The 24,712-nt window shown below is 37.4% G+C and carries 11 protein-coding genes; 1 reads left to right on the top strand and 10 read right to left on the bottom strand.

The genetic code is table 11. From position 1 onward, the window contains the following. Positions 1–100: 100 nt before the first annotated feature. From OM33_RS05155 to OM33_RS05125, 7 genes are read right to left on the bottom strand one after another with little or no spacing between them, the layout of a single operon-like run. Positions 101–1,432: a glycosyltransferase family 4 protein gene (locus OM33_RS05155; RefSeq protein WP_038639589.1), complete on the bottom strand. Its 1,332-nt coding sequence runs from the start codon at positions 1,430–1,432 to the stop codon at positions 101–103. Next, positions 1,429–2,487, bottom strand: coding sequence for a glycosyltransferase family 4 protein (locus OM33_RS05150; protein ID WP_038639586.1), 1,059 nt, complete (start codon positions 2,485–2,487; stop codon positions 1,429–1,431). The genes OM33_RS05155 and OM33_RS05150 overlap by 4 nt, the downstream gene beginning before the upstream one ends. Further along, a complete protein-coding gene (locus tag OM33_RS21985) occupies positions 2,484–4,214 on the bottom strand; it encodes a class I SAM-dependent methyltransferase (RefSeq protein WP_052140902.1) in 1,731 nt (576 codons plus the stop codon). Before OM33_RS21985 ends, OM33_RS05150 begins: the two co-directional genes overlap by 4 nt. A 26-nt stretch (positions 4,215–4,240) precedes the next feature. Next, positions 4,241–5,008, bottom strand: a complete 768-nt coding sequence (locus OM33_RS05140; RefSeq protein ID WP_038639583.1) for a sulfotransferase family 2 domain-containing protein — start codon at positions 5,006–5,008, stop codon at positions 4,241–4,243. Next, on the bottom strand, positions 5,005–5,670 hold the full coding sequence (locus OM33_RS05135) for an ABC transporter ATP-binding protein (protein WP_038639580.1): 666 nt from the start codon (positions 5,668–5,670) through the stop codon (positions 5,005–5,007). The genes OM33_RS05140 and OM33_RS05135 overlap by 4 nt, the downstream gene beginning before the upstream one ends. Beyond that, complete coding sequence (locus OM33_RS05130; RefSeq protein ID WP_038639577.1) at positions 5,667–6,437, bottom strand: ABC transporter permease; 771 nt, start codon at positions 6,435–6,437, stop codon at positions 5,667–5,669. Before OM33_RS05130 ends, OM33_RS05135 begins: the two co-directional genes overlap by 4 nt. After that, positions 6,437–7,837 (bottom strand): mannose-1-phosphate guanylyltransferase/mannose-6-phosphate isomerase, encoded by a 1,401-nt coding sequence (locus tag OM33_RS05125; RefSeq protein ID WP_038639575.1) that lies wholly within the window; start codon positions 7,835–7,837, stop codon positions 6,437–6,439. The genes OM33_RS05130 and OM33_RS05125 overlap by 1 nt, the downstream gene beginning before the upstream one ends. Positions 7,838–8,160: 323 nt before the next feature. Here OM33_RS05125 and OM33_RS05120 point away from each other — a divergent pair, with 323 nt between their 5' ends. Further along, entirely contained in the window at positions 8,161–9,027 is an 867-nt protein-coding gene (locus OM33_RS05120) for a glycosyltransferase family A protein (protein WP_038639572.1), read from the top strand. A 77-nt stretch (positions 9,028–9,104) separates the two neighbouring features. On the opposite strand, the gene OM33_RS21980 is transcribed toward OM33_RS05120, so the two are convergent. The 3 genes from OM33_RS21980 to OM33_RS05100 form a co-directional block, all read right to left on the bottom strand. Next, positions 9,105–12,962: a DUF4214 domain-containing protein gene (locus tag OM33_RS21980; RefSeq protein WP_081991011.1), complete on the bottom strand. Its 3,858-nt coding sequence runs from the start codon at positions 12,960–12,962 to the stop codon at positions 9,105–9,107. 315 nt (positions 12,963–13,277) lie between these two features. Beyond that, on the bottom strand, positions 13,278–17,843 hold the full coding sequence (locus OM33_RS21975) for a DUF4214 domain-containing protein (protein WP_081991010.1): 4,566 nt from the start codon (positions 17,841–17,843) through the stop codon (positions 13,278–13,280). A 90-nt stretch (positions 17,844–17,933) separates the two neighbouring features. Continuing rightward, positions 17,934–24,566, bottom strand: a complete 6,633-nt coding sequence (locus OM33_RS05100) for a DUF4214 domain-containing protein (protein WP_038639569.1) — start codon at positions 24,564–24,566, stop codon at positions 17,934–17,936. Positions 24,567–24,712: the final 146 nt, after the last annotated feature.

Here is a 24,712-nt window from a genome sequence, read left to right as displayed (position 1 = left end):
CGATGATGTTTCTTTATAATGTATCCCAAATTACTAAAACATTTTATGATTAATCACACTGAAATTTAGAGAACATATTTGAATTATCAGTTACATGAATCTAAAGATTTTCAGGTCCTTTGATTTCAGACAAAAATGGAGCTAGCTTGGTGTAAATCATCGTTCGTAATGGTTTATGGTTAAGCTCATCAACAAGTTCAAGATCATATAAGTATTTCGCTATAACCATATCAACATCTTCCTTTTCTGATGCTATTGTTGTATTGTGGTGGATTTGAAATAAAATATGCTTAATAAAGTCAGTAACTCTAGTAAAGTTCAGAACTTGTTCAGAGTAAACTCTGGTCTCATCGTGCTTTTCATTTAGAATATTGTTCTCTGTAAAATAGCAGCTTATTTCTTGAGCCAATGACTCTACTGCATCACTACCACATTTAATTTTATGTACAAAGTCAGGTAGTTCACTATACCAACATGTGTCAGTTACAATGAGTGGTTTATTTAACTGTAAAGCTCGCATTGCAATAGCAGAGGTTTCTCCCATACTCGGGTCTCTTAAAGCAACTACGACATCGACGCTTTTAATTTCAGCTAAAAATGCTTCTTCAGAAAGGTAACCTAATATATTTAAACTCGTAAACCCCTTTATATTTTCGAGTTTTTCTAGCAATAAATTATGGTACTTTTTATTACCTACTTCCCCCGCGACTCGAATCTCAACACGTCTACCAAAAGTATCTATTTCATTGAGTGAGTCGATAAGCTGATCTATGCATTTATTTGGTTGTACATGACCAAAAACGCCGAATGATATAGTATCGTGGGAGTGTTTTTCGGCAACTGGTTGGTCAAGCATGTTGTAAACTTGATGTACTGTGCAAACTGAAACGTTTTTATGTTTTGACGTAATTTTTTTTGCTGCATACTTAGAGTGAGTTATTACGGCATCAGATAGAGTTACAAAATCATCATTAAATGGAATATCACATATTTCTTGGCCTTCCCATATATAGCGTCCATTTTGGGCATTATCCCTGACCATATTTGCAGTATCAGCCCCATAGAAACACGCTAATCGTTCAAAATACCACTCCCACCCTTTGGTCATTTGTGCCATATCAACAACTAAGTTATGAACTACATAATCATGTAAATGAACAATACCACCAAACTTTTTTAACAAGTTTAGCATGTAGCCATGATACTGATAATTGTTACCAATATGAAAAATTCTTAAATCAAAACTTTGAAGTTCCCACTCATCAACAGAACCATTATGGATTTTAACTTTGGCGCTTGGGGTAGGGCTTTCGCATTGAGTAAAAACATCTATATAAACACCTTTATCAACTAAACCATGCAATAAGTCCCAACAATAGTCAGCTATACCAGATTTATCCCCTGGCCAGGGTGTAATTACTGCTATTCTCATAGAAACGGAGTCACCAATTTTTCAAGCACATTATTCCAAGTTACATCTTTTGCATATTTATGTGCATTTGTTACTTTGGTTTCAAGTTCTTCAATTGGCGTATTAACTACTTCATCTAGGATATTAGCGATTGCCCTACTAGTTGGCTTTGTAACCCAGCCACCATCTACCTCTGATACGATACGCGCTACTTCACCACTATCCTTAACTGTAATGACTGGCTTTTTAGCTAAGAAACCCTCTATTGTCGCATAACCATAATCTTCATCAACTGGACCATAATACACAGCTCGACAGTTAGCATATAATGACAATAAATCATCTTCACTTACAAAACCCACCAACTCGACTCTTTCATGTAAATCATATTTATCAATTAGATCTTTAAGCTTTACTTCATAACCTGCTTCGCCTTTACCCACGATCTTAACTTTTACACCTGACTTTGTGTGACGTAATGCCTCAATTAAGAGGTCTTGCCTTTTCATTGGGTTAACTCTAGCAACACATAAAATATAGTCTTTGTATTCACCAGGGTAGATTAAGTCTGCCATCATGCTAGGCGGAAAAAGCACTTCACCTTCAGTTTTATTAAACTTCATCAACCGATCTGATACAGTGTGTGCAATTGTGAATATCTTTTTTGACTCATTAATAAATTTCGTATCTAGCGATCTAACTTGATTTCGAGTTTCTATCTCAGATTTACTTAATATCGGCTTATCATATTCAGTTCCCTCTAAATCATAAAAGTAACGGTGCTGATGAACAAGCCAAGTTACTTTATTTTCATGCTTTGTCGCATAAGTTGGAAATTTAGTACCAATCACTAGATCAATTTTTTTACCATTGGTTTCCGATAAGTCTAAACATCTCCAAGCCATAAGATCTGAAATAATTTGTTCTTCTGGATACCATTTATATGGAAGCATGACTAGCTCAGCTTCGACGCCCTCCAATTTATTATTGATCGCAGAAACAAGCCCCTCTACCAAAAGCTCTGCACCTCCACGTACAAATGGTACTTGAGCGTGTAACACTAAAACTTTCTTCATAGTTTCCTTCCTATAACCGCATAATCTCTACTTCCAAATAATAAATTATTTATATATTGGGCACCATCAAAACCTTTTATCATCCCTAAATCTGAACACGGATTAAGCGGGATGGATTTTGCATTAAATCCTTGGTGTTCCACAAGAAACTCTAATAATGGACTTGGTAGAGGGTTTCGGTGTGTGGGATCAATGTAGAAATTGCAAGCGCCTACTAGTAAATTTCCGGGGTTGGGAGTTTCAAGAATAACGACACCATTTGGAACAAGTACACGATGTATCTCTATTAAGACTTGAAATAGTAGTTCAAAAGGTAAATGTTCTACAATATGGAACGCTGAAATCAATCCCACACTATTTTCCGGTTGTCTTTGTAGATATTCAAATATATCTGCTGTCTCAACATCTAGGCCTAACTCTAAACAAGCATCATTAGTAGCCTGATTTATATCAACACCCCGTGCTCTGAATCCATTCTCACGAAGTAAACCTAACCACTCACCTCTTCCACATGCAAGATCTAGAGCCCCAAACGATTTTAACTCATCAATTTCCGAAGTCTCTTCGATATAAAACTGTAAACGTTGTGTAATTTCTTCTCTACTTCCTCGAAATCTGTCTTCAAAATCTGAGTAAAATGAATGAGGAATTTTAAGGTTTTCAATTTCTTTTTTTGCCCCATAATCAGATAATAATGGCTTTAACTCTTTGCCTAAATCAGCCACCTCTTTTTTCAAGTTTTCACTAATTCCTTCTTGAGTCAAAAGTCTATCGCTTACCTTTTCTATTACTTTATGGCTCACTTGAGTGTTTTCTTGATTTTTGTAAGTTTCTTCTAGCTGTAACTTAATGTCTGAGATTTCAGCCCGGTTAGTATTTTTGTAAGCTTCTAACTCTTTTTTAATCGAGCTAACTGACTGGCTATTTGATGCCACATTACTTGAAGTTTCACTTTTCAAGGCAGTAAGCTCCTCACGGAGTTCCAAAAAACACTCATCACTCTTTTCTTGTATTTCAAATAGTTGAGCACTCAGAGCTTTAATTTCATTGGACTTACATGTTAATGCTTGGTTTAACTCTCCCAGAATGAGAACTGTGTCATTATGACATTTTTGCTCGTTACTTTTTTGAACATAATCTTCAGAGAGAGCATTGTGCGCGTCTTCTATCATCCCTGAAATATCTCTCAAGTATGATTGTAAATGTACGTTAAGAGCTATGGTATGAGCTAGATTTTCATTTATTTGTTTTTGCACATTAGGTAAAGTGACAAATGTATGAATCCATCGCAAAAGCCACCCAAAGACAGGCACTTGCTTTAATAATGAAAAGAGCAATTTGAATTTAGGAATTCTGATAATATTTGTTCTTACTCGCCTAGCCTCACTTGAAATTATTATTCTTGATAAGACACCAAGCTTGTCAAATTTTCCTGAGCGTAAGCAAGATAAGTAATAGTCCATAGCCTCTTGATCGGCAGGCCTATTTAAAATGGACATAAACGCTTCGTTTATGAATACATGGTCATGCAAACTTAGTAGATAATCGAGACTATTACTCTCAAAGTCTGAACTAACATTTTGGAAAACGAATGGAGGTAACTCTAAGTCCGCTATAATTTTTTTATCCTTAACACTTTCGTCAACTTTTATCGCAGCATGTGCATGAGTGGAAAACTCTTGTATCTCTTTTTTTACCAATTGTGAGAATTTATCCAAACTCATCATTTTCTTGCCCCCCGTCTACTTCTGTTTTAAAGGTTGTCATAAATTGCATAGTCTATGGCATACTTTCTTTTAAGTTCAGCGATAAGTTCATCATCTAAAAAGTTATGTTTAGTTAACTTAAGGCCTTCCATACTACTAGGGTATCTATCCAATAAAAGTGGGGGCTCTGAGTCTAACTTTTCAATTGCTTGAGTTGAAGCTTGATTTTTATGAGGGATACTTCTTTCTTGGCCTATATACCGGTACAAATCTAACCTAAGCTGCGCTAAATTTTTAATTGAGTATAAGTGTGTGTAATGCACCCCCCTTAAGTATGAAGACTGTGACCTCCAATGAGTATCTAAGTCTGAATCTTTTTGCCTCAAAATGTAATGTGCAAACTCTCTAAAAGTAATACTTTTTTGAATGTCTACTTCATCAACTGCAACTTTTTGAATAAATGCCATGACAGGTTTAGTGTGTACCCACTGACTTTTATCAAAACGATTAACTACAAATTTTTCGACATAAGCACTGATTAGCCGCTCTACAGGCTCCCTGAAAACGGCAAAACGAAAAGCATCTGAAGAATACAAAATGCTTCTTTGTTGCTCTTCAGAGTAAAATCGCATTTGCAACTTTGCTTCTCCACTATCAAGCAAACTATGCACACAATTATTCTCAATATCGTAACCAGAAAGCTCTAACATTAAACCTTTAAGACTGGTACAAGCATTTTTAGCTATAGGACAGTATAAGATTTTATACTTTGGCAAATATAAATTCGCATTTTCTGGCCATGTTAGTCTTGTCATTCTGCTCTCTCTTCCACTTTATGCAATTTACAATCTTTAATCGTTATAATCCTGTCACTTAAAGCCTCAAGTGTAGCTCTTGAGTGCGAAACTATAACAACGGTCATATCAGACATGGTTTTTTGCTTAATTATTCTTTCGGCTTTTCTTCTGAACGCAGCATCACCAACCCCCAGCACCTCATCAATTAATAATACATCAGTATTCATTGTAATTGCGGTAGCAAACCCAAGACGTGCACGCATGCCAGCACTATAAGTTTTTACAGGTTCAAAGAACTTATCACCAAGCTCTGAGAGTTCTTGAATTTCATGACGCTTGACTTTGGCTTCTTTCCTGGAGTGCCCCAGAAGCATTGCACCAATTAGGGCATTATCTTCACCACTGAGCTCAACATCAAAGCCTGCGGATAGTGTCTGCAACGAAACATGATTACCGAATCGTTCTATACTTCCTTTTTCCGGTTCATAAATACCCGCTAGCAGCTTAAGCAGTGTGGATTTACCACTACCATTTCGCCCCTCAATACCTAAGGTCTCACCTTTGTAAATATCTAGATTTACGTTCTCCAATGCTTTATAAGTCGTTTTACGCATCCACTTTCGTTGTGAATACAGATAATCAACATTTTTAAGCTGAATTGCTAATTTGAGCTCACTCATTGGACAAGGATCCTTGGATAATGCGCATCTAGTTTTTTAAGTACAGCAAAGCACATTAGTAAAATAGAGATCGAAAACAGTAAAATAGCTCCTAGAGCACTAAAATCGGGAAACACTCCATGCATCAGGACCTGGCGATATTGCTCAATTAAGCTTGCCATTGGGTTCATCAAAAAAAGTGAATGGTGCTGCTCTAAAACTACAAGCTTGTAATTGTAGAAAATACCTGATGCAAACATAGCTAACTGTATGCCAGTAGCAACCAAAAACTTCAAATCAGGTATAAAAGGTACAATCATTGCGACAAATATCGCCAAGCAACTTACAAACATTAACTGCACAAAGATGATTATTGGTAGTGTATACCACGCTTCATTTGCAGTATGTCCAAAGCTTAAAACCACAGCAAACAATAGCAAGAAAATACATAACGCTTTAAAGAAATCTTGAAAAATAGTAACCAAAGGAAAAAACACTTTGGGGATTTTTATTTGTTGCATCAATCCTCGCCCATTTTCTATGGATGACGCACCATTGGTAATAGTTCGAGCAAACCACAAAAAAGGTACCTGACCACACAATAGAAAAACCAAAAAATCCGAAGTCCCCCTGGCTAAAAAAACACCAAAAACAAGATAAAAAACACCAACAAATAACGCGGGTTCAAATAGCCACCACAAATAACTCAGGTAACTTTTCTTTGCTTCGGACTTTAGATTTAGCTGAACTTTGGTTAATGTTAGTTGGGTAAAATGCTTAAATGTCACTAGCTACGCCCATATACATCATTAAAACGCACGATATCATCTTCACCTAAATAACTACCGCTCTGAACCTCTATCAGCTCTAAATTAACTTTTCCAGGATTCGTTAATCTATGAACGGAACCTAATGGGATGTATATAGATTGATTTTCACTAAGCAAAGTCTCTTTTTCATCGACTTCAACAATTGCAGTTCCAGAAACGACAATCCAGTGCTCTGCACGGTGGTGGTGCATTTGTTTACTTAATGAGGCACCAGGTTTTACAGTGATACGTTTTACTTGGTACCTTTCTCCATTATCAACCGAGTCATATTTCCCCCAAGGGCGATGAACCTCTCGATGAAGTAAGTGTTCACATCGCTCAGTATCACTCATATATTGAACAACTTTTTTAACGTCTTGAACTCTGTCCTTATGTGCAACTAAGATAGAGTCTTTAGTGCCAATAACTACGAGATCTTTTACACCTATCGTCGCGACAAATTGGTTTTCTGATTGCACCAAACAATTTTCCGAATCGATATTCTTAACATCACCAAGGTTGGCGTTACCATTATTATCTTTGTTTAGTACTTCCCAAAGTGCAGAAAAAGAACCGACATCATTCCAACCAACGCTAATTGGTAACACCATTCCCTTTTGTGTTTTTTCCATTACAGCATAATCAATTGAGTTATCCGGACATAACGCAAACTCTTCTTTAGGGATTCGAGTAAAATCTAAATCGCATGATGCTTGTTCGAATGCTCTTTTAACGGTCTGATACATATCGGGATCATGTTCACTAAGCTCCTCAAGGAAACTTTTAGCCTTAAACACAAACATACCGCTATTCCAGTAGTAATCACCACTTTCTACGTATTGTTTGGCTGTTTCTAAATCTGGCTTTTCGACGAAGCGTTTAATAGCACTCAATTGTCCTTCGACCTGTGCTTGAATATAACCAAACCCTGCTTCTGGTTTTTCAGGCACGACACCAAAGGTGACCAATGAATCATTTTCTGCTTCTTTTATTGCGGCTTCAACAGCTTTTTGAAAACCGACAGTATCATTAATCACGTGATCAGCAGCTAAGATAACTAAAACTGCATTTTCATTAAGTTCTGATGCCTTTAGCGCAGCTAAGGCAATTGCTGGGGCTGTATTGCGTGCTACTGGTTCTAAAATAACAGCTGAAGGTGATTGACCTATTTCGTTTAATTGCTCTGCAATTATAAATCGATGCGCCTCATTACAAACAGCTATTGGATTATTAAGCCCTTTTAGCCTTAAAGCAGTTTCTTGGACCATAGTATAATCACTAGTTAACTTTAAAAACTGTTTCGGATAATGCTTGCGAGAAAGAGGCCAAAGTCGAGTACCTGAACCACCAGATAAAATAACAGGGTAAACGTTTTTCATGATATTAGTATTTTATTTCCATATACATTTATGCGCATAATTCTACAGACAAGGCAATTAAATGCAATGATATAAGCAACTTCATGACGACGACGAATTATCCACTTTTAACTAAAGTCAATCATCAGTGAAACTAAAACTGTGATTTAATCTAAACAACTTTTATGAACTGTTAAATAAATAATTAGAATGGATATAATACGGTTTTAAAAACCCTTTTAAAGTCATTTAAATCATCAGCAATAAAAAAGATTTCGCCCTGTAATTATCATTATAAATTTGTTTTTACACACTATTTTCAACCTCCACTTACTGTATTTTTTATGAAAATCTCTATCATTATTCCAACAATTGATTTAAGCCCTCGACAGAAAAACTCAATACACTCCATAATAAAGCAAACCAAGAATAGAGATGATGTTGAGGTATTGTTGCTCAGCGGTAAATACCCTCTTGATTTACCTTGCTCTTATAGTAACCATATAAAAGCGATCCATTTCAAAAATAAGTCGGTTATTGAGTTAAGGGCGATTGCCTTAAAGCTAGCCATAGGTAAATACATTTTTTTCACAGAAGATCATTGCATTGTTAATCCACATTGGGTTGAAAATATCGAGACTTTCTTTGATGACAACACAAACATCGGTATTATTGGCGGAAATGTTATTAATGGAAGTCAATTCACAACTTGGGACAGAGCCAACTATTGGATGACCTTCAATAATTACTTAACGACATCTAGAGCTAAAAAATTCTCACCATGCATTGCCAACTTAGCCATTCGAGAATCTATGATTTCCAATCAATATCTTGCTGCTGGCGAACTAGAAGCATTAATTGGACAATTAGATTTTACTGCTATCAATATAGGTAACCCAGTCACACATGTACAAAGTCATGGTACATACAAGACTTTATTAATCCACTTTCATAATGGCCGAGCTTGCGTCGGACTAGTTAGATATAAATACAAAGGGTTGAAGTTACCGCTTAAGATAGCCAAGATACTTATGTTACCCTGTTGGTTAACATTCCAAGTTACTTCCAATATTGCCGTATCGAGGAGCAGCAATAAATTCACTTTCCTCCCTGACACTATAATTATTTTAATGCTAATTATTTGCCATACTTTGGGAGAGCTAACTGGACTATTATTTGGTCCAGGGGAAAGCCCTCAAAATTTAAATTAAAAATAACACTGTATATAAACTAAAAAGCCGACTAACTTAATCAATTAGTCGGCTATATCGCATGTACTAATAGGTTATTAGAACCTGTTACTATAATCGCTTGAGTTCAAGAGCGTATTCAATAATGTCGCCTCATTATTACTCTCTAATAACGCGGCACCATCAGTTAATTCTTGCGCTGTAATCGTTCGCTCAAGTAGATAATGATACAACACCACCGTTTCAACCTTCGACGCGATCCGCGCTTTACCTTCAGACGATTCACTAAAACCCGACAACATAACACCTCTCGATGTCCCTGAATCTAACTTCCCTACCCAAAACGCCTTACCACCAGCATCAGCAGAGCGGCCAAGTACATTCAAGTAAACTTGCTCAACAAAGTCTTCGTTATTCAAGCTCCCGTAACGCGTTGCAAACTCACCACTGCCTGCAAATGCATTCGCTATCGTACTTAAGCTTGTGCCTGACTCAAAGCGCCCTTGCCAGTAGCTTAAGCCATTATAATCCGGGTTTCTTAAAAACGCTGAGAAATACAAACGCACTACTGGCTGTTTTATATTTATAAATACATCTGATGAAAGTAGCCCTTCTGCTACAACCCAATCACCTCGGCTTGCTGCGCTGCCTACTGCACTTACCTTCGTTACTAAGCCATCTACCGACCAATACTCTGATGATAAATCGCGGTAAGCTTGCCTTACAAACTCACTGTCATTATTCACTGGGTTATTGTTCGAAACCTCACTATCACTGCCTTCAACAAATTCCACAATATCAGGAATTTCATCACCGTCAGTATCAACTTTCATATCGATACTATTTTGATGGCGTAAGTAGTACGCACTATTACCTAACAGAGTTTTAACATACGACATTAAACCGTTTGCATCATTTTTATACCAAGTGGTATAGGTTGTCGCTTCACTGTCTGTTAATGCACGTTTATTCAAAATTAAGCTGAGTACTCTGACACGTTGCTCTGAGTCCTTTTCCGTCGCCGCATTCGTGCTATATTCTGCTGAGTTTATAAAGTTTAACATCAATTGTGCACGGCTTATCGTGTCTGCATCCAGGCGTCCCGACCAATAACTTAACCCATTTGCATCTGGTGCTCTACCAAGCACATTTTGATAAACCAAGGTCACAAATGCCTCACTGCTTAAATCATTACCATATCGATTTGTGAACTCCGTTGAGTTAACAAACCCCTCAACCATTTGTAGTTGACTTATACGGCTTGTACTTAAGCGTTCACGATAAAACACAACCCCTGTAAAATCTGCCTGTCTACCCAATACAGCTTTATAAGTACGACCTATAAAACCCATTAGTGCAAAATCTGAATTAGAATCGAGCAATAAATCATGATAAAGCTGAGCCGCTGTTGCATTGCCACCATTAACATCTGCTACCTTGAGGTCAATCTCAGTACTGCCCGCGCCTAAATCCTTTAAATAAGCAGTGGAAAAATAACGTTTGGACATCGTGTCTACATAAGCCTGCAACACTAAGTCTCGCTCTACATTTATAATATCATTATCTTTTATTTCTCTGTCTTTAGACTCCAACAATTCCAGTACCAATGGGCGTCCATCATTATCTGAATCTATCCAAGCATCATTTGGATTTGTCTCATCAAGCGCAATATTGCTTCTCTCTACTGCATTGTCCCAACCATCACCATCGCTATCCGCTGCTACTAATGGGTCGTTGTCTTGGCCATCAATTATGCCGTCATTGTCTTGGTCGTTATTACTTGGGTTTAAACCATTATTGACCTCATAACCATCAAGCAAGCCATCATTATCACTGTCGTTAGATAAAGGATCTAAATTGTTATCAACTTCATAACCATCTGTCAGCCCATCATTATCTGAATCAGTGTTAGTAATATCTGTTCCAAGACTTTTCTCAGTAATATTATTTACACCGTCACCATCTGAATCTAACGTACCACTTATTTTGTAAGTAACAGATGTGGATACACCAGCAAAGTCATTATAGGCGTACAACATATAATGCAACTCTGCATTTGCAGTTTGATTTGAGCAGGCCTCATTATTACCGTTATTCCAAGAGCGGCAATCAAAGCTCGCTCTAGTAGGAGCTTGACCTGAACGCGTATATAAATCCGCATCACCTGTTCCGCCAAAAGATGAAACTGTTACGTCAGAAGCACCTTCGGGAATAATAATACTGTGTTGAATTTCATTACCGGCACTCGCAGCTAAATTAGCTTCAGTATGGGTAATCAAAATTTCATCATCAAATGAGATTGAAACTTGGTACTCACCACCGTTACCGTAGTCATCAAATCCTGTAGTCCAATTTGCATCTGGTGTTTGCGCTTCCACATGAATAGAGTACGCACCAGGCGCAAAATCATTTGTATAGGTAAAATAATCTGTCAGTGGTGATACACTTCCTACACTTGCTGAATTATGAACAGCTAGCTCATCTCCCTGAGCATTTCGTAATGTAACTTTCAAAGTTAAGTTAGCCGCTCTTGCTTCATTCTCTATACCTAGAACAGACTTAACTTGCACGTTCGCAATTGTTTGCGATGTAATATTAAACTGAAATACATCTATGTCAGATACATTATCAATTCCTTGAGGTCTTATTTGTGCAATTACCCCTGTTTCAGGAACCGAGATAGTTGTAGCAGTATCAACCTCATCAGATATATCATCAGTTAATTGTCCTAAAACACCTTTTAAAATAGTTAAATCATTCTGGCTTGAATTGTTAGCATTGGGGTAGTCACCTTTACTCCATTGAACATATGGCTTACTAAATGGGGCTCCCATAATTGGTCCCCACACACCATGACCACCGTAATAGCCTGAACTGGTTGTGCCATGATGTGACAGACCCATTTGATGTCCGGCTTCATGAGAGTGAGTCATTCCCATTGTTCCTGCCGACAAGTTCCACGTCCACCCAGTTTTATAGTAGTCACTGTTGAAACCAAAAATCCCGACATAAGCAACTCCACCGGCCGAGTTAGGATAGAATGAATTCCTTGTCGCCGTTGTTGTAGCAATAATCTGACTACGATTTTTAACTGGTGTAGCATTATAAACTGTTTGACTTGTCGTTATATTCACATCAAATGGCGCATAGTCTTCAGCCATTTCTTTCCAAGCCAACCACATCAAGTAGCGTTCATTATCAGAAAAGCTTGCTGTATTTCCGTCATTATCAAAAGGATCATAGGTGATAGCATTACCACTATTGTAGGCATCATTCCATCGAGTCCCCGTTAAAGTCCCCCCCCAATTATTGATATAAATGGTGTTAGTCGCTCCAGGGCGGCTCTGAAGGTTCTGCAAGGTCGTTAAATCAGGTATTAACTCTGAAGCTTCAGGGGTCAATTCAGCAAATTCAGGGATATGCTGATGACTCGCGTGACTCTGAGATTCGGGATACTCTGAACATTGATAACTGGCAAAGTCTTGCTCGACAACTTTACCTTCACCCGAACTATCAAGCGTTACTTGATAGATTTTATTACGTTTGGCATCAGTGATGAACATACTTTGGATGCTGCCATTTTCAAGCTTCATCTCAATACTTCCAGCACCATTTTCTAAGCTTCCAACTAAAATTTCCGAGCTTGGAATTTCTTTTTTATTATCAATACCATGATGGAGCTTAGTCGTCACCCTTGCGTTGTAAACTACCGAATGATCCGGCAATAATAATGAAAATTTAGAATCAACTGTAAGGCTTTTTTCAAGTGATTCGTTAACTTTTATTGTTGTTATTTTCCCTGCGCTTGCTATTTCTGAATCCTGCTCTAGATTGCCAACATTATAAGAAAATAATTGATTATCATTTTGAACATTTGCATTACTGCCAAATGCAATTAGTACAGCACCCAATAAACCGAACTGCTTCATCCCTTCTAACCTTTGTTCATACTTCATTGATGCTATAATAATCAAATTAGAACCAAACTACACCATGATTAATGAAATATTTTCAACACCATCCATTTGAGTTATTAACTTATAATTTTACTATGCGATGTATCTAGTAAATGTCATAAATCGCATATAAGAGAATTAGAAATGAGTGACTTTATGCCCACAATTGACCACTTTATACTTGCATCTAACATTGTTTGAATCGTGGCGACGATGTTCAGAAGTTTTGTACTAAATGTTGTGTTATCGATTTATGTATAAAGAGCCGACTAACTTAATCAATTAGTCGGCTATATCGCATGTACTAATAGGTTATTAGAACCTGTTACTATAATCGCTTGAGTTCAAGAGCGTATTCAATAATGTCGCCTCATTATTACTCTCTAATAACGCGGCACCATCAGTTAATTCTTGCGCTGTAATCGTTCGCTCAAGTAGATAATGATACAACACCACCGTTTCAACCTTCGACGCGATCCGCGCTTTACCTTCAGACGATTCACTAAAACCCGACAACATAACACCTCTCGATGTCCCTGAATCTAACTTCCCTACCCAAAACGCCTTACCACCAGCATCAGCAGAGCGGCCAAGTACATTCAAGTAAACTTGCTCAACAAAGTCTTCGTTATTCAAGCTCCCGTAACGCGTTGCAAACTCACCACTGCCTGCAAATGCATTCGCTATCGTACTTAAGCTTGTGCCTGCATCATATCTTCCCTGCCAATAACTTAAGCCATTAAAATCCGGATTTCGTAAGAAGACTGAAAAATACAAACGTACTACTGGCTGTTTTATATTTATAAATTCATCTGATGAAAGTAACGCTTCTGCTACAACCCAATCACCTCGACTTGCTGCGCTGCCTACTGCACTTGCCTTCGTTACTAAGCCATCTACCGACCAATACTCTGATGATAAATCGCGGTAAGCTTGCCTTACAAACTCACTGTCATTATTCACTGGGTTATTGTTCGAAACCTCACTATCACTGCCTTCAACAAATTCCACAATATCAGGAATTTCATCACCGTCAGTATCAACTTTCATATCGATACTATTTTGATGGCGTAAGTAGTACGCACTATTACCTAACAGAGTTTTAACATACGACATTAAACCGTTTGCATCATTTTTATACCAAGTGGTATAGGTTGTCGCTTCACTGTCTGTTAATGCACGTTTATTCAAAATTAAGCTGAGTACTCTGACACGTTGCTCTGAGTCCTTTTCCGTCGCCGCATTCGTGCTATATTCTGCTGAGTTTATAAAGTTTAACATCAATTGTGCACGGCTTATCGTGTCTGCATCCAGGCGTCCCGACCAATAACTTAACCCATTTGCATCTGGTGCTCTACCAAGCACATTTTGATAAACCAAGGTCACAAATGCCTCACTGCTTAAATCATTACCATATCGATTTGTGAACTCCGTTGAGTTAACAAACCCCTCAACCATTTGTAGTTGACTTATACGGCTTGTACTTAAGCGTTCACGATAAAACACAACCCCTGTAAAATCTGCCTGTCTACCCAATACAGCTTTATAAGTACGACCTATAAAACCCATTAGTGCAAAATCTGAATTAGAATCGAGCAATAAATCATGATAAAGCTGAGCCGCTGTTGCATTGCCACCATTAACATCTGCTACCTTGAGGTCAATCTCAGTACTGCCCGCGCCTAAATCCTTTAAATAAGCAGTGGAAAAATAACGTTTGGACATCGTGTCTACATAAGCCTGCAACACTAAGTCTCGCTCTACATTTATAATATCATTATCTTTTATTTCTCTGTCTTTAGACTCCAACAATTCCAGTACCAATGGGCGTCCATCATTATCTGAATCTATCCAAGCATCATTTGGATTTGTCTCATCAAGCGCAATATTGCTTCTCTCTACTGCATTGTCCCAACCATCACCATCGCTATCCGCTGCTACTAATGGGTCGTTGTCTTGGCCATCAATTATGCCATCGTTGTCGGTATCTGAACTTCGCGCTAAAGTGCCCAAAATATATTCTTGGTAATTCGTTAACCCATCGTTATCAACATCATTGCTTGCATTTGAAACGAGAAGTGCAAAGTTATTTTCGTATTCCCATCCATCGGGCATACCATCACCATCGCTATCAGATGATTGCGGATTACTGCCTAATTGATACTCTAATACATTGGTTAAGCCATCATTGTCGGTATCAATATCGGCATCATTAACAAGCGGGTTTAAACCATGTAAAAGTTCAAATTCATCGGGCATACCATCATTATCATCATCTAAATCATACCTGTTGAAGATACCGTCACCATCAGTGTCAACATCACGGCTAAACAAGTATGCTTGACCATAATCGAGCGTTGACTCTGCTGTTAAACTTTCTTGACTAACAAACAGAATATGCTCACCCGAATATGATATTTTAGGGGCTAGCAACCTAGGCTTAGTAAACGCCCAATTAGAGTTGAACTCAATAACACTACTATTTTCTACTAGTGCCAAATCTCTTGAAATAATGGCATACTTGAATCTATCTTCGGGTGCATCAGAGCGTTGTGCTACAAAAACAACTTGAGAACCATCCGCAGAGATAGATGCTCTATTTGCTCTGTGGTATCGTTGGTTACTTTGACTTTTGCTAATTAATGAAAACTTAGTACCTGATGCACCTTTGGTGTAAAGTAAGATAGCTTCATTACCACTCTCATTATTATCGGTTAACAATAATGTGGCATTATTGCGTGTTTCAAATGTAATCAGACTGCCATCGGCTGTAATACTGGGCAGATAGGCATGATCATTTACATCCGAAAGGAATTGTCCTTGTGAATTTTTAGTTATTAGCGCTAACTGCTCATTCGTTACATCATAGACGAAGAGGTTGGTGCCAATGGCGCTATTTCCGTCAATCAAAGCCGCATCATTTGATGCAAACACCACAAATTTGCCATCAGCACTGATTCTAGGGGTACCTGAACCACCAATACTATTGTCTGCGTTTTCGGCCGGCGTAATAATTTTTATCGATTGATTGTGCACATCATATAGCAATATCTGACCGCCCTCAGCTGGCATATCGCAGTCGGTACAAGCTTGACTAGACGCAGCAAAAACAATGTATTTGCCATCAGGTGTAATATCTGGATTGTTTTGATAATTTAATTGCAATGAACCTGAATAATAATTAGTTAGTGTTTGAGTAGTTTTCAATAAGCGGTTGTAAAGCTGAATTTTTCTCTCGTTTGCATTTTCAAATACAATCAAATTACCATCATTTGAAATATCTAAATTAGTCAATACCGATGAGTTCCCGCGCTCAATAGGCAAAGCCGTCAAAGTGTCAGTGTCTTTATCATAAACAGCAAGCTGAATGTAGGGAGCTTGCTTATTGTTTATTCGGGTGTTTCTTAAATTTCTCGCACGATTTTCAACAAGAGAAAAACGCCCATTGTCGGAAAAAGCAAGGGTGTTTGTATCCGCTAGCAAGACTTTACTAAATGGCTGACTTACACGTTCATAACCCGGATTGAGTGTATCCTTTAGATAAATATCAAACGAAAAGTCATTATCCTTCTCGCCATAATGCATGCCATTGGTTTTTATCGACAAAAAACGACCATCACCTGACACCCCCGCTAAATAAGCATAAGCCTTAACCTGTTCTGACGAACTAACTAACTTTGTTGTGCCATTTATCAAGTCACGAACATAGATACTCGCTAATGTTTCGTACGGTGTGTCTTGAGTCATATAAATATAGTTTGAGTGGAAATACACTTTATTTCCATCATCCGATACTATTGGCAAATAACTTTCACCACCGTATTGGAGTTCAAGTGTATTTCTACTTGTTAGCCCCACAGTTTGCGTGGTTCCAACGTTTGTATCTCGCAGATAAACCGTTGTTTTATCGTTTGTTGTGACCCTGCTATCAAGTTTTGCGGTACTTTGAAATGCTATTTTGTCTCCTGTTCTTGAAATGCTCGGGTTATAGCTATGACCAGGTTGTCTATTTTCAAAACTGTCAATACTGATTAATTCGTGCGTTTTGTCTTTTACACTGTAGCGAAAAATATCAGAATAATGTTCTGTATCATTCAAGAAATAATTATTTGCGTTTGACTCATATACTATGTACTGCCCATTACCACTTAACATGTGGGCATAAATAGAATCCCAGTCTTCGGTTTCACTGTTTAAATTGATGAATTTACCAGGTATATTTTCGCTGTTTTTACTCACCATCTCTGTGGTAGTGTCTGTTCGGTTTCTTAAAAATACATTGCGAGCTGGAATGTTTTTATTTTGGTAGGACTCATCGACTGAGGGATCTAAATTTGTCGCATTTGATATAAACGAAATTAAGTTACCATCATCTGAGATTGATGGTGCAAAGGAGCCAGCATTACCACCACTGCCATCTGAAGATAGTGATACTATTTCTATAACGTCTTTCTCTCTGTCGTACAGAAACACATCAGCAAAACCATTTGAATCACCCGGTACAAGATTATCAAGCTTTGAAACAAACACGATATAGCGACCATTAGGCGATATTTGAGGGATTACATCATCCTCATGAAAAAAATCTGAGCCAACTTGTGCAATTGACTGTGTATGCTTTAAATGGACATCTCTTAAATATAGTTCGCAGGTACGGTCATACCTTGATTGGTTTGGCTTATGAATAAGCGTTTGGGCACATGACACAAAAACGTTATAGCGGCCATCATCAGATATTGCCCCACCTTTTGAGGACTCATTATTATATTCATAGTCAGTTTTTGTAACGAGCTTTTCTGCATACCATTGCGCAGAGGAAGGTAAAGAGATAACGAGCAAAAAAATCGCTATCGATATCCGTATCACTTTATTATCCGTCATAACTAATTAACTTTTAATCAGCACTTTATAATACTCCTGTTAGGCAACAGTTGAAACCCACAGATAAGTGGGTTTCAATCTTTTTTATTTCTAAAAACGATTACTGTATTCCACTGAATTAAATAGTGTATTGAGCAAACTAGCCTCATTATTACTCTCTAATAACGCTGCACCATCAGTTAATTCTTGCGCTGTAATCGTTCGCTCAAGTAGATAATGATACAACACCACCGTTTCAACCTTCGACGCGATCCGCGCTTTACCTTCAGACGATTCACTAAAACCAGATATCATAAGGCCTCTCGATGTCCCTGAATCTAACCGCCCTACCCAATAAGCCTTACCACCGGCATCAGCAGAGCGGCCAAGTATATTCAAGTAAACTTGCTCAACAAAGTCTTCGTTATTCAAGCTCCCGTAACGCGTTGCAAACTCACCACTGCCTGCAAATGCATTCGCTATCGTACTTAAGCTTGTGCCTGCATCATATCTTCCCTGCCAATAACTTAAGCCATTAAAATCCGGATTTCGTAAGAAGACTGAAAAATACAAACGTACTACTGGCTGTTTTATATTTATAAATTCATCTGATGAAAGTAACGCTTCTGCTACAACCCAATCACCTCGACTTGCTGCGCTGCCTACTGCACTTGCCTTCGTTACTAAGCCATCTACCGACCAATACTCTGATGATAAATCGCGGTAAGCTTGCCTTACAAACTCACTGTCATTATTCACTGGGTTATTGTTCGAAACCTCACTATCACTGCCTTCAACAAATTCCACAATATCAGGAATTTCATCACCGTCAGTATCAACTTTCATATCGATACTATTTTGATGGCGTAAGTAGTACGCACTATTACCTAACAGAGTTTTAACATACGACATTAAACCGTTTGCATCATTTTTATACCAAGTGGTATAGGTTGTCGCTTCACTGTCTGTTAATGCACGTTTATTCAAAATTAAGCTGAGTACTCTGACACGTTGCTCTGAGTCCTTTTCCGTCGCCGCATTCGTGCTATATTCTGCTGAGTTTATAAAGTTTAACATCAATTGTGCACGGCTTATCGTGTCTGCATCCAGGCGTCCCGACCAATAACTTAACCCATTTGCATCTGGTGCTCTACCAAGCACATTTTGATAAACCAAGGTCACAAATGCCTCACTGCTTAAATCATTACCATATCGATTTGTGAACTCCGTTGAGTTAACAAACCCCTCAACCATTTGTAGTTGACTTATACGGCTTGTACTTAAGCGTTCACGATAAAACACAACCCCTGTAAAATCTGCCTGTCTACCCAATACAGCTTTATAAGTACGACCTATAAAACCCATTAGTGCAAAATCTGAATTAGAATCGAGCAATAAATCATGATAAAGCTGAGCCGCTGTTGCATTGCCACCATTAACATCTGCTACCTTGAGGTCAATCTCAGTACTGCCCGCGCCTAAATCCTTTAAATAAGCAGTGGAAAAATAACGTTTGGACATCGTGTCTACATAAGCCTGCAACACTAAGTCTCGCTCTACATTTATAATATCATTATCTTTTATTTCTCTGTCTTTAGACTCCAACAATTCCAGTACCAATGGGCGTCCATCATTATCTGAGTCAGTCCAAGTATCTGAGTGGTTACTTTTGTTTAAACCAAGATATTGTTCTAAATCATCAGACCAGCCATCTCTGTCGGTATCACTATTCGTAAGGGGATAGCTATCATGACCATCCGGAACACCATCATCATCCGAATCAGACTTTGTTGGATTTGTTCCAAGCTCTAAATGCTCAATTCCATCAAGCAAGCCATCACCATCTGAATCCGGGTTATAAATACTAGTACCTAAGCTTCTCTCAAGAAAATCTGATAATCCATCCCCATCCGAGTCTAGATTTGGCGTTATTTGGACACGCTGAGACCAATTACTACATATATACTCATCACATGCTTTTAAATACACTGACACTGTATTTGTTATATTTGAAAGTTGAATGTTGAGACCACTTGTTGTTGCAGCTAGGACTCCATTTCCTCCATTGGGTGGCGCAATAAAAACCTTGTAATGTGTAGCGTCTGTTACTGCATTCCAAAATAATCCAATTTTTCCTGTCGCTTCTAACGCTTGAATTGAAGTAATTGAAGGACTACTAAGCGAGTAATGTAGGGATCTTTCTTTAACATCTGAATCAGTACAGAGCCCATTAGCAGAACAATAATTTACAAGTATCCTAAATGCACCCAAATGGTCATTTGAAATCAACGTTGAATAGCCAATTGATTCAGATTTCAGCTCAGATTTAGCAAGACTTTTTTCGAAAACTACTTCTTGCTTAACCTGAGAGAAAGCTTTAATTCTTACTAAATCAAAATCATCTCTTCTTAAATTTAGACGAAAATCAACCTTATTATCTTGATAAGCATACATTTTTTCTTGCGAGTATGTAGGTCTAATATGTGAAGCGGATAATGGCTCTCTAGCCTTAATAGAAAAATCATTAAACAGCACTCGACCATTATCATCTGATCCAAATTTAAAATATTTAAAATATTTGTCTAATTCAGCATCAACAACACCTTGATAAACCAACTCATCATCAACAAAAAGACTAAATTGACCATTTTCAAAATGAGTGATTTTTACCTTATGCCATGTCTCATGACGCAAACTAGTAATTGGTATAATCGTTTTATTCAAAATATTCAGATTAAATGAATCAACTAAATAACTATCTCCAGACAAAGAGCCACAATTATTTGAGTAATCTGTTGGTGGAGATACATATGCAATTTTAAATAATGTCGCCGATGACAAAGTTGTGAAATTTGGCATATCACTATTAATCGCAAATATATCATTACATCCTAGAGAAGAAATAGCAGAGATTGGAATATATAAATTAAAACCTATTTCAACCCCTTTACCAGTGTAAAACTTTTGGTTAACTCTCAAATTTTTAAATGAAAATGCATTATTTTTACCAGCATAGCTGTCATACTTAGCATTAACATTAGAAGGGGCTGCACTAGCCACATCTTCAATCCTATCTGTGTAAGCTGACAGACCTACCCCTTCGACCGAACTCACCTCAGAGCAAATTGCTGTACTATCGATACATTGTTTTACATCAAATTTAACTGTGGTGTTTTGATAGCTTGGTTTCAGTGATAAATGTATAGAGTGGCTATAATTATGCAATACTCTTTCTACCAAGCTTCCATCCTCTGGAGAGGTGTAAGAGACACGATATTCTAACCAGTCGATATTTCTAGTTGGCTTTAGTTTAACCACCTGAATTTCGTTATTTGAAGCAAACATTTCAGGAGGTGGTAACTCATTAGGGTAAGCTTCAAGATAAAAATACCTTGGCGAGGAAAAGACCTCACAAACATTGTTTGATGAACAACTTTCTACCCAAAAATAATATTTCTGGCCGCGAATAGGATTAGCAAAAAGGAAAGTTCCATTACCTTCTTCGGCAACACGCTGCTTTAACCCATCGGCTGATGTAGATACCAGCAGTTTATATGTGAAAGTATTATTTGGCCTGCTTATCTGAAGAGTAATTGCGTCACTATAATCGTTGTACCATAGGCCACTAATCACACCTAGATTAAATTTTGAGCCATCTGGTATTTTGCCCGAGTAAAAAAGCTGTGGCTCCCCCCATTCAGAGCACCCTTTAGCTGTGCAAGCACGAACAACATAATAAACCGAACGGTTATACTCTTGGTTTATTTCAAAGTTAGGGAGTGCTTGCTTTCCACGTGAATATGTAGTGCCAACAACACTAGAACGTTCACCTATTTCATAATAAGCAGCACCTGTAACAGACTGCACATTAACAGTTAATCGAACATCTTTGTCATTCTGACTAGGAGATATACTACTGATTGATGGTTTATTTGGTATTACATCTGATGAAGAAGTGCTACCTGTTACTACGTCACTTAATGGACCACAGCCAATATAATTACACCACTGTGCGCGAACATTTATTTGAGCCCCCTCTCTTAACCAATCAATAGAAAAATTAAGCTCTGAGCTTGTTGCATATATTGAACGATTTATTGTTTTAAATAAGACGAAGTCACCATGCTCATTCTCTGTAAAAACTTTTAAACTTTTAGACTGAACATTAGAAATATCGAGCGCTCTAAAATCTATTTTATTAAAATAATAGTCATTATCAGCCTCTAAAATTGGTACATCGGAGGGTGGTAACATGGTTTCAGAATTAAGGCGCATGACTTTAGTAATGACAACACTTTCAACATAATGTCCACCCTGCTTAGCACGCAACTGAAATTGCGTTTCAGTTCCCATATTTACTGGCACAATGTAAGCATTTTCAGTACTTTTTAATGCTCTCTTTTTGCTACCGTTAACAAATATTTCTACTTCACTAAAATCATACTCTGATAAATCCCATGTAAGTTTTGCTTGTGACGACGCTTCAATAAGCTCAACATTAAAGTTGAAATCAACCCCAAAACGCGATGTATCAACATTAAAAGCAACCTCAGATTCGTCACAACTCGCTTGATTACAAACCTCTAAACTGTAGTAAACAGTTGAGACTTCATGATGTAAAACATCTTTGAAAACATGAAACTCATTATTTCCATCATTTGTAAAAGAGTGGATTAGTTGTTTTTCAGAAAATGGCGCAAAACGCTTAAAAATTCGTGCTTCTGTGCCTGAATTGACATATCGAGCACTAATAACAGCACTTTTTCCACTTTGAACAATATGCAAATTGGCATTCGTCTCGCCATAAGAAGAAAGCACCAAAGACCCAGAGTATGTTTCAACTTCTTCGCCAAGCTCATTGAAGGCTTTAACGGTTAGCACCTTTATATCACTGGAAGTGTTTGGATATTTAGCAAAGTTTTTCCAAGCAAACTCTGTTGATGTTGTTGTAGCTAAAAGCTGCCCCTTGTGAATTATATGGTAATAGGCTGCGTCTTTAACACTTAACCAAGAAACATCTATTGCATCCCGCGTATAATCGTATTTTACATTTAGTTGGTTAAGTTGTTTCGTTACATCAATTTCAAGCCAATCAGAATATTCAACACACAAGTTAAATGCACATGGTTGCACCCTCATGTATACATAATTATTATTATTTCTAACATAGTAATTAGTTGAATTAACCCCAGATACAGAATTTAGAACATTACCATCATAATCAATACTTTGGATTTTATATTCAGTTACACCATCAATGGGATGCCATTGAAATTCATTACTGCCAATATAATCAATACTCGTGATATTGCTTGTTGGCAAAATGGCTTTATTTACAGTTACCTGGCCAGAGTTACAAATAAAATAACGATTACATTGCTTTACCGTTATTTCATAGTTATCGTCCGATTTGGGTTTAAAAGTATATTTGCTTTCAGATGGACGAACCCTAGTGATAAGTCGAGATTCTTGTTCTGATTCTTTTTTTACAAAAATTGCTGTATGTTGAGAGTTATGAGTGTCAAATTCAAGCTCTATCGCTCCAACTTTGCTAATCGAAACCAATGGTTGCGTGACATCTAAAACCGTCGTTTTTCTCATTTCAGTTAAATTAGTTCGCTCTAACAGCGAATATCCTGTCGAGTAAGACCTATTTGGACCTTGAAAAACAACACTATCTGAATAAAAAAGGGCCATGCGATTATTCACAGCTGACCATGTAGTATTACCGTTTAGAGACAACTCTTCTCGCGTGACTAAATCAAAATAATGGAGCTGCTTACTATACCCGTAAGGGGCATTTCCATAAGTATAATCTGTTTGATAAATTACAGCCGTTCCACTGAAATTTACATCCCTAATCTCTTCAATCCCAGATAAACTCGGAATAACATCAAAACCAGCTTCATATATGTCCTTTAAATAAATAAATTCCGAGTTTGACTGGAAGGAGATAACCTTACTTCCATCTCCTGACAATCTATACTTTAAAACGTTAGATTGTCCGGGGAAATGTTCAAGCCTGATAATATTTTCGGAGGATACGGTGTAATGGTAGAGGTAGCTATCTTCAATGAGCGGCTCAGCTGAATTGCCACTTAACAATAAATACTCACCATTATCGGATAAATCATGAATAGTTAGCTGAGAGAAATCTGCTAAAACTAATTCAATGTTATCAGTTGCAGTATTGTAAAAATAAAGCGCTAAAGTTGTAGACTGATTTTCCTCTAAAATATTCGTTGCGTTTGAAGAAAAATAAAAGCCCCCCCTTTTTAATACCCAAACATTTTCAATGCCTAAGTCTAACTGTTCACCATCAAAACCTATTACTCGGTTTAAAGCTTGGTTCGTAATGTCATAACTAAAAATATCATTTTTATTGTTGGTATCATCTAAAACAAAATCATCATCAGCAATAAAAAATAGCTTTTCATTATTTGGAGATAAATTCAGTCCAAATAATGAACCTGTTGCCTCATTTGGTAAAGTGAGTTCTTGAAAACTTGCTGCTCGTCGATCTCGCAAAAACAAAGAAGGTTTATATTTACCTAACTCAGAATCGTATTTTCCAGTAGTAAAGGCAACAAAATTACCATCATCGTTAGGTAGAGAATAACTTGATACGCTTTCTTGACTACCTTGAACAACATTAAAATATTCATGGATGCTTTGTTCTTGTGAACTGACCTGGAAAGCAATTGTTAAACAAAGTAGAAATGAATAAATTCCTTTTTTGAGCATCTGAATAACCCGTCCTAAAACTACACTTTTCGCTAATAAAACACGACATTATATATAAACACTCACAAAAGTTAAATATAAGCCGACGATTTTTAGTTAATACAACATGTTAGAACTATGTAATAGGACTTTTAACAACACCAAGT

The organism is Pseudoalteromonas piratica, assembly GCF_000788395.1.
In the GTDB taxonomy this organism is placed as follows: domain Bacteria; phylum Pseudomonadota; class Gammaproteobacteria; order Enterobacterales; family Alteromonadaceae; genus Pseudoalteromonas; species Pseudoalteromonas piratica.
The sequence above is the reverse complement of the archived record's forward strand: the minus strand, read 5'-3'. Positions and strand labels throughout refer to the sequence as shown.

What these genes read in the sequence shown, in the direction of transcription:
- OM33_RS05155 (WP_038639589.1), bottom strand. Translation starts at nt 1,432, where the DNA reads ATGAGAATAGCAGTAATTACACCCTGGCCAGGGGATAAATCTGGTATA.
- OM33_RS05150 (WP_038639586.1), bottom strand. Translation starts at nt 2,487, where the DNA reads ATGAAGAAAGTTTTAGTGTTACACGCTCAAGTACCATTTGTACGTGGA.
- OM33_RS21985 (WP_052140902.1), bottom strand. Translation starts at nt 4,214, where the DNA reads ATGATGAGTTTGGATAAATTCTCACAATTGGTAAAAAAAGAGATACAA.
- OM33_RS05140 (WP_038639583.1), bottom strand. Translation starts at nt 5,008, where the DNA reads ATGACAAGACTAACATGGCCAGAAAATGCGAATTTATATTTGCCAAAG.
- OM33_RS05135 (WP_038639580.1), bottom strand. Translation starts at nt 5,670, where the DNA reads ATGAGTGAGCTCAAATTAGCAATTCAGCTTAAAAATGTTGATTATCTG.
- OM33_RS05125 (WP_038639575.1), bottom strand. Translation starts at nt 7,837, where the DNA reads ATGAAAAACGTTTACCCTGTTATTTTATCTGGTGGTTCAGGTACTCGA.
- OM33_RS05120 (WP_038639572.1), top strand. Translation starts at nt 8,161, where the DNA reads ATGAAAATCTCTATCATTATTCCAACAATTGATTTAAGCCCTCGACAG.
- OM33_RS21980 (WP_081991011.1), bottom strand. Translation starts at nt 12,962, where the DNA reads ATGAAGTATGAACAAAGGTTAGAAGGGATGAAGCAGTTCGGTTTATTG.
- OM33_RS21975 (WP_081991010.1), bottom strand. Translation starts at nt 17,843, where the DNA reads ATGACGGATAATAAAGTGATACGGATATCGATAGCGATTTTTTTGCTC.
- OM33_RS05100 (WP_038639569.1), bottom strand. Translation starts at nt 24,566, where the DNA reads ATGCTCAAAAAAGGAATTTATTCATTTCTACTTTGTTTAACAATTGCT.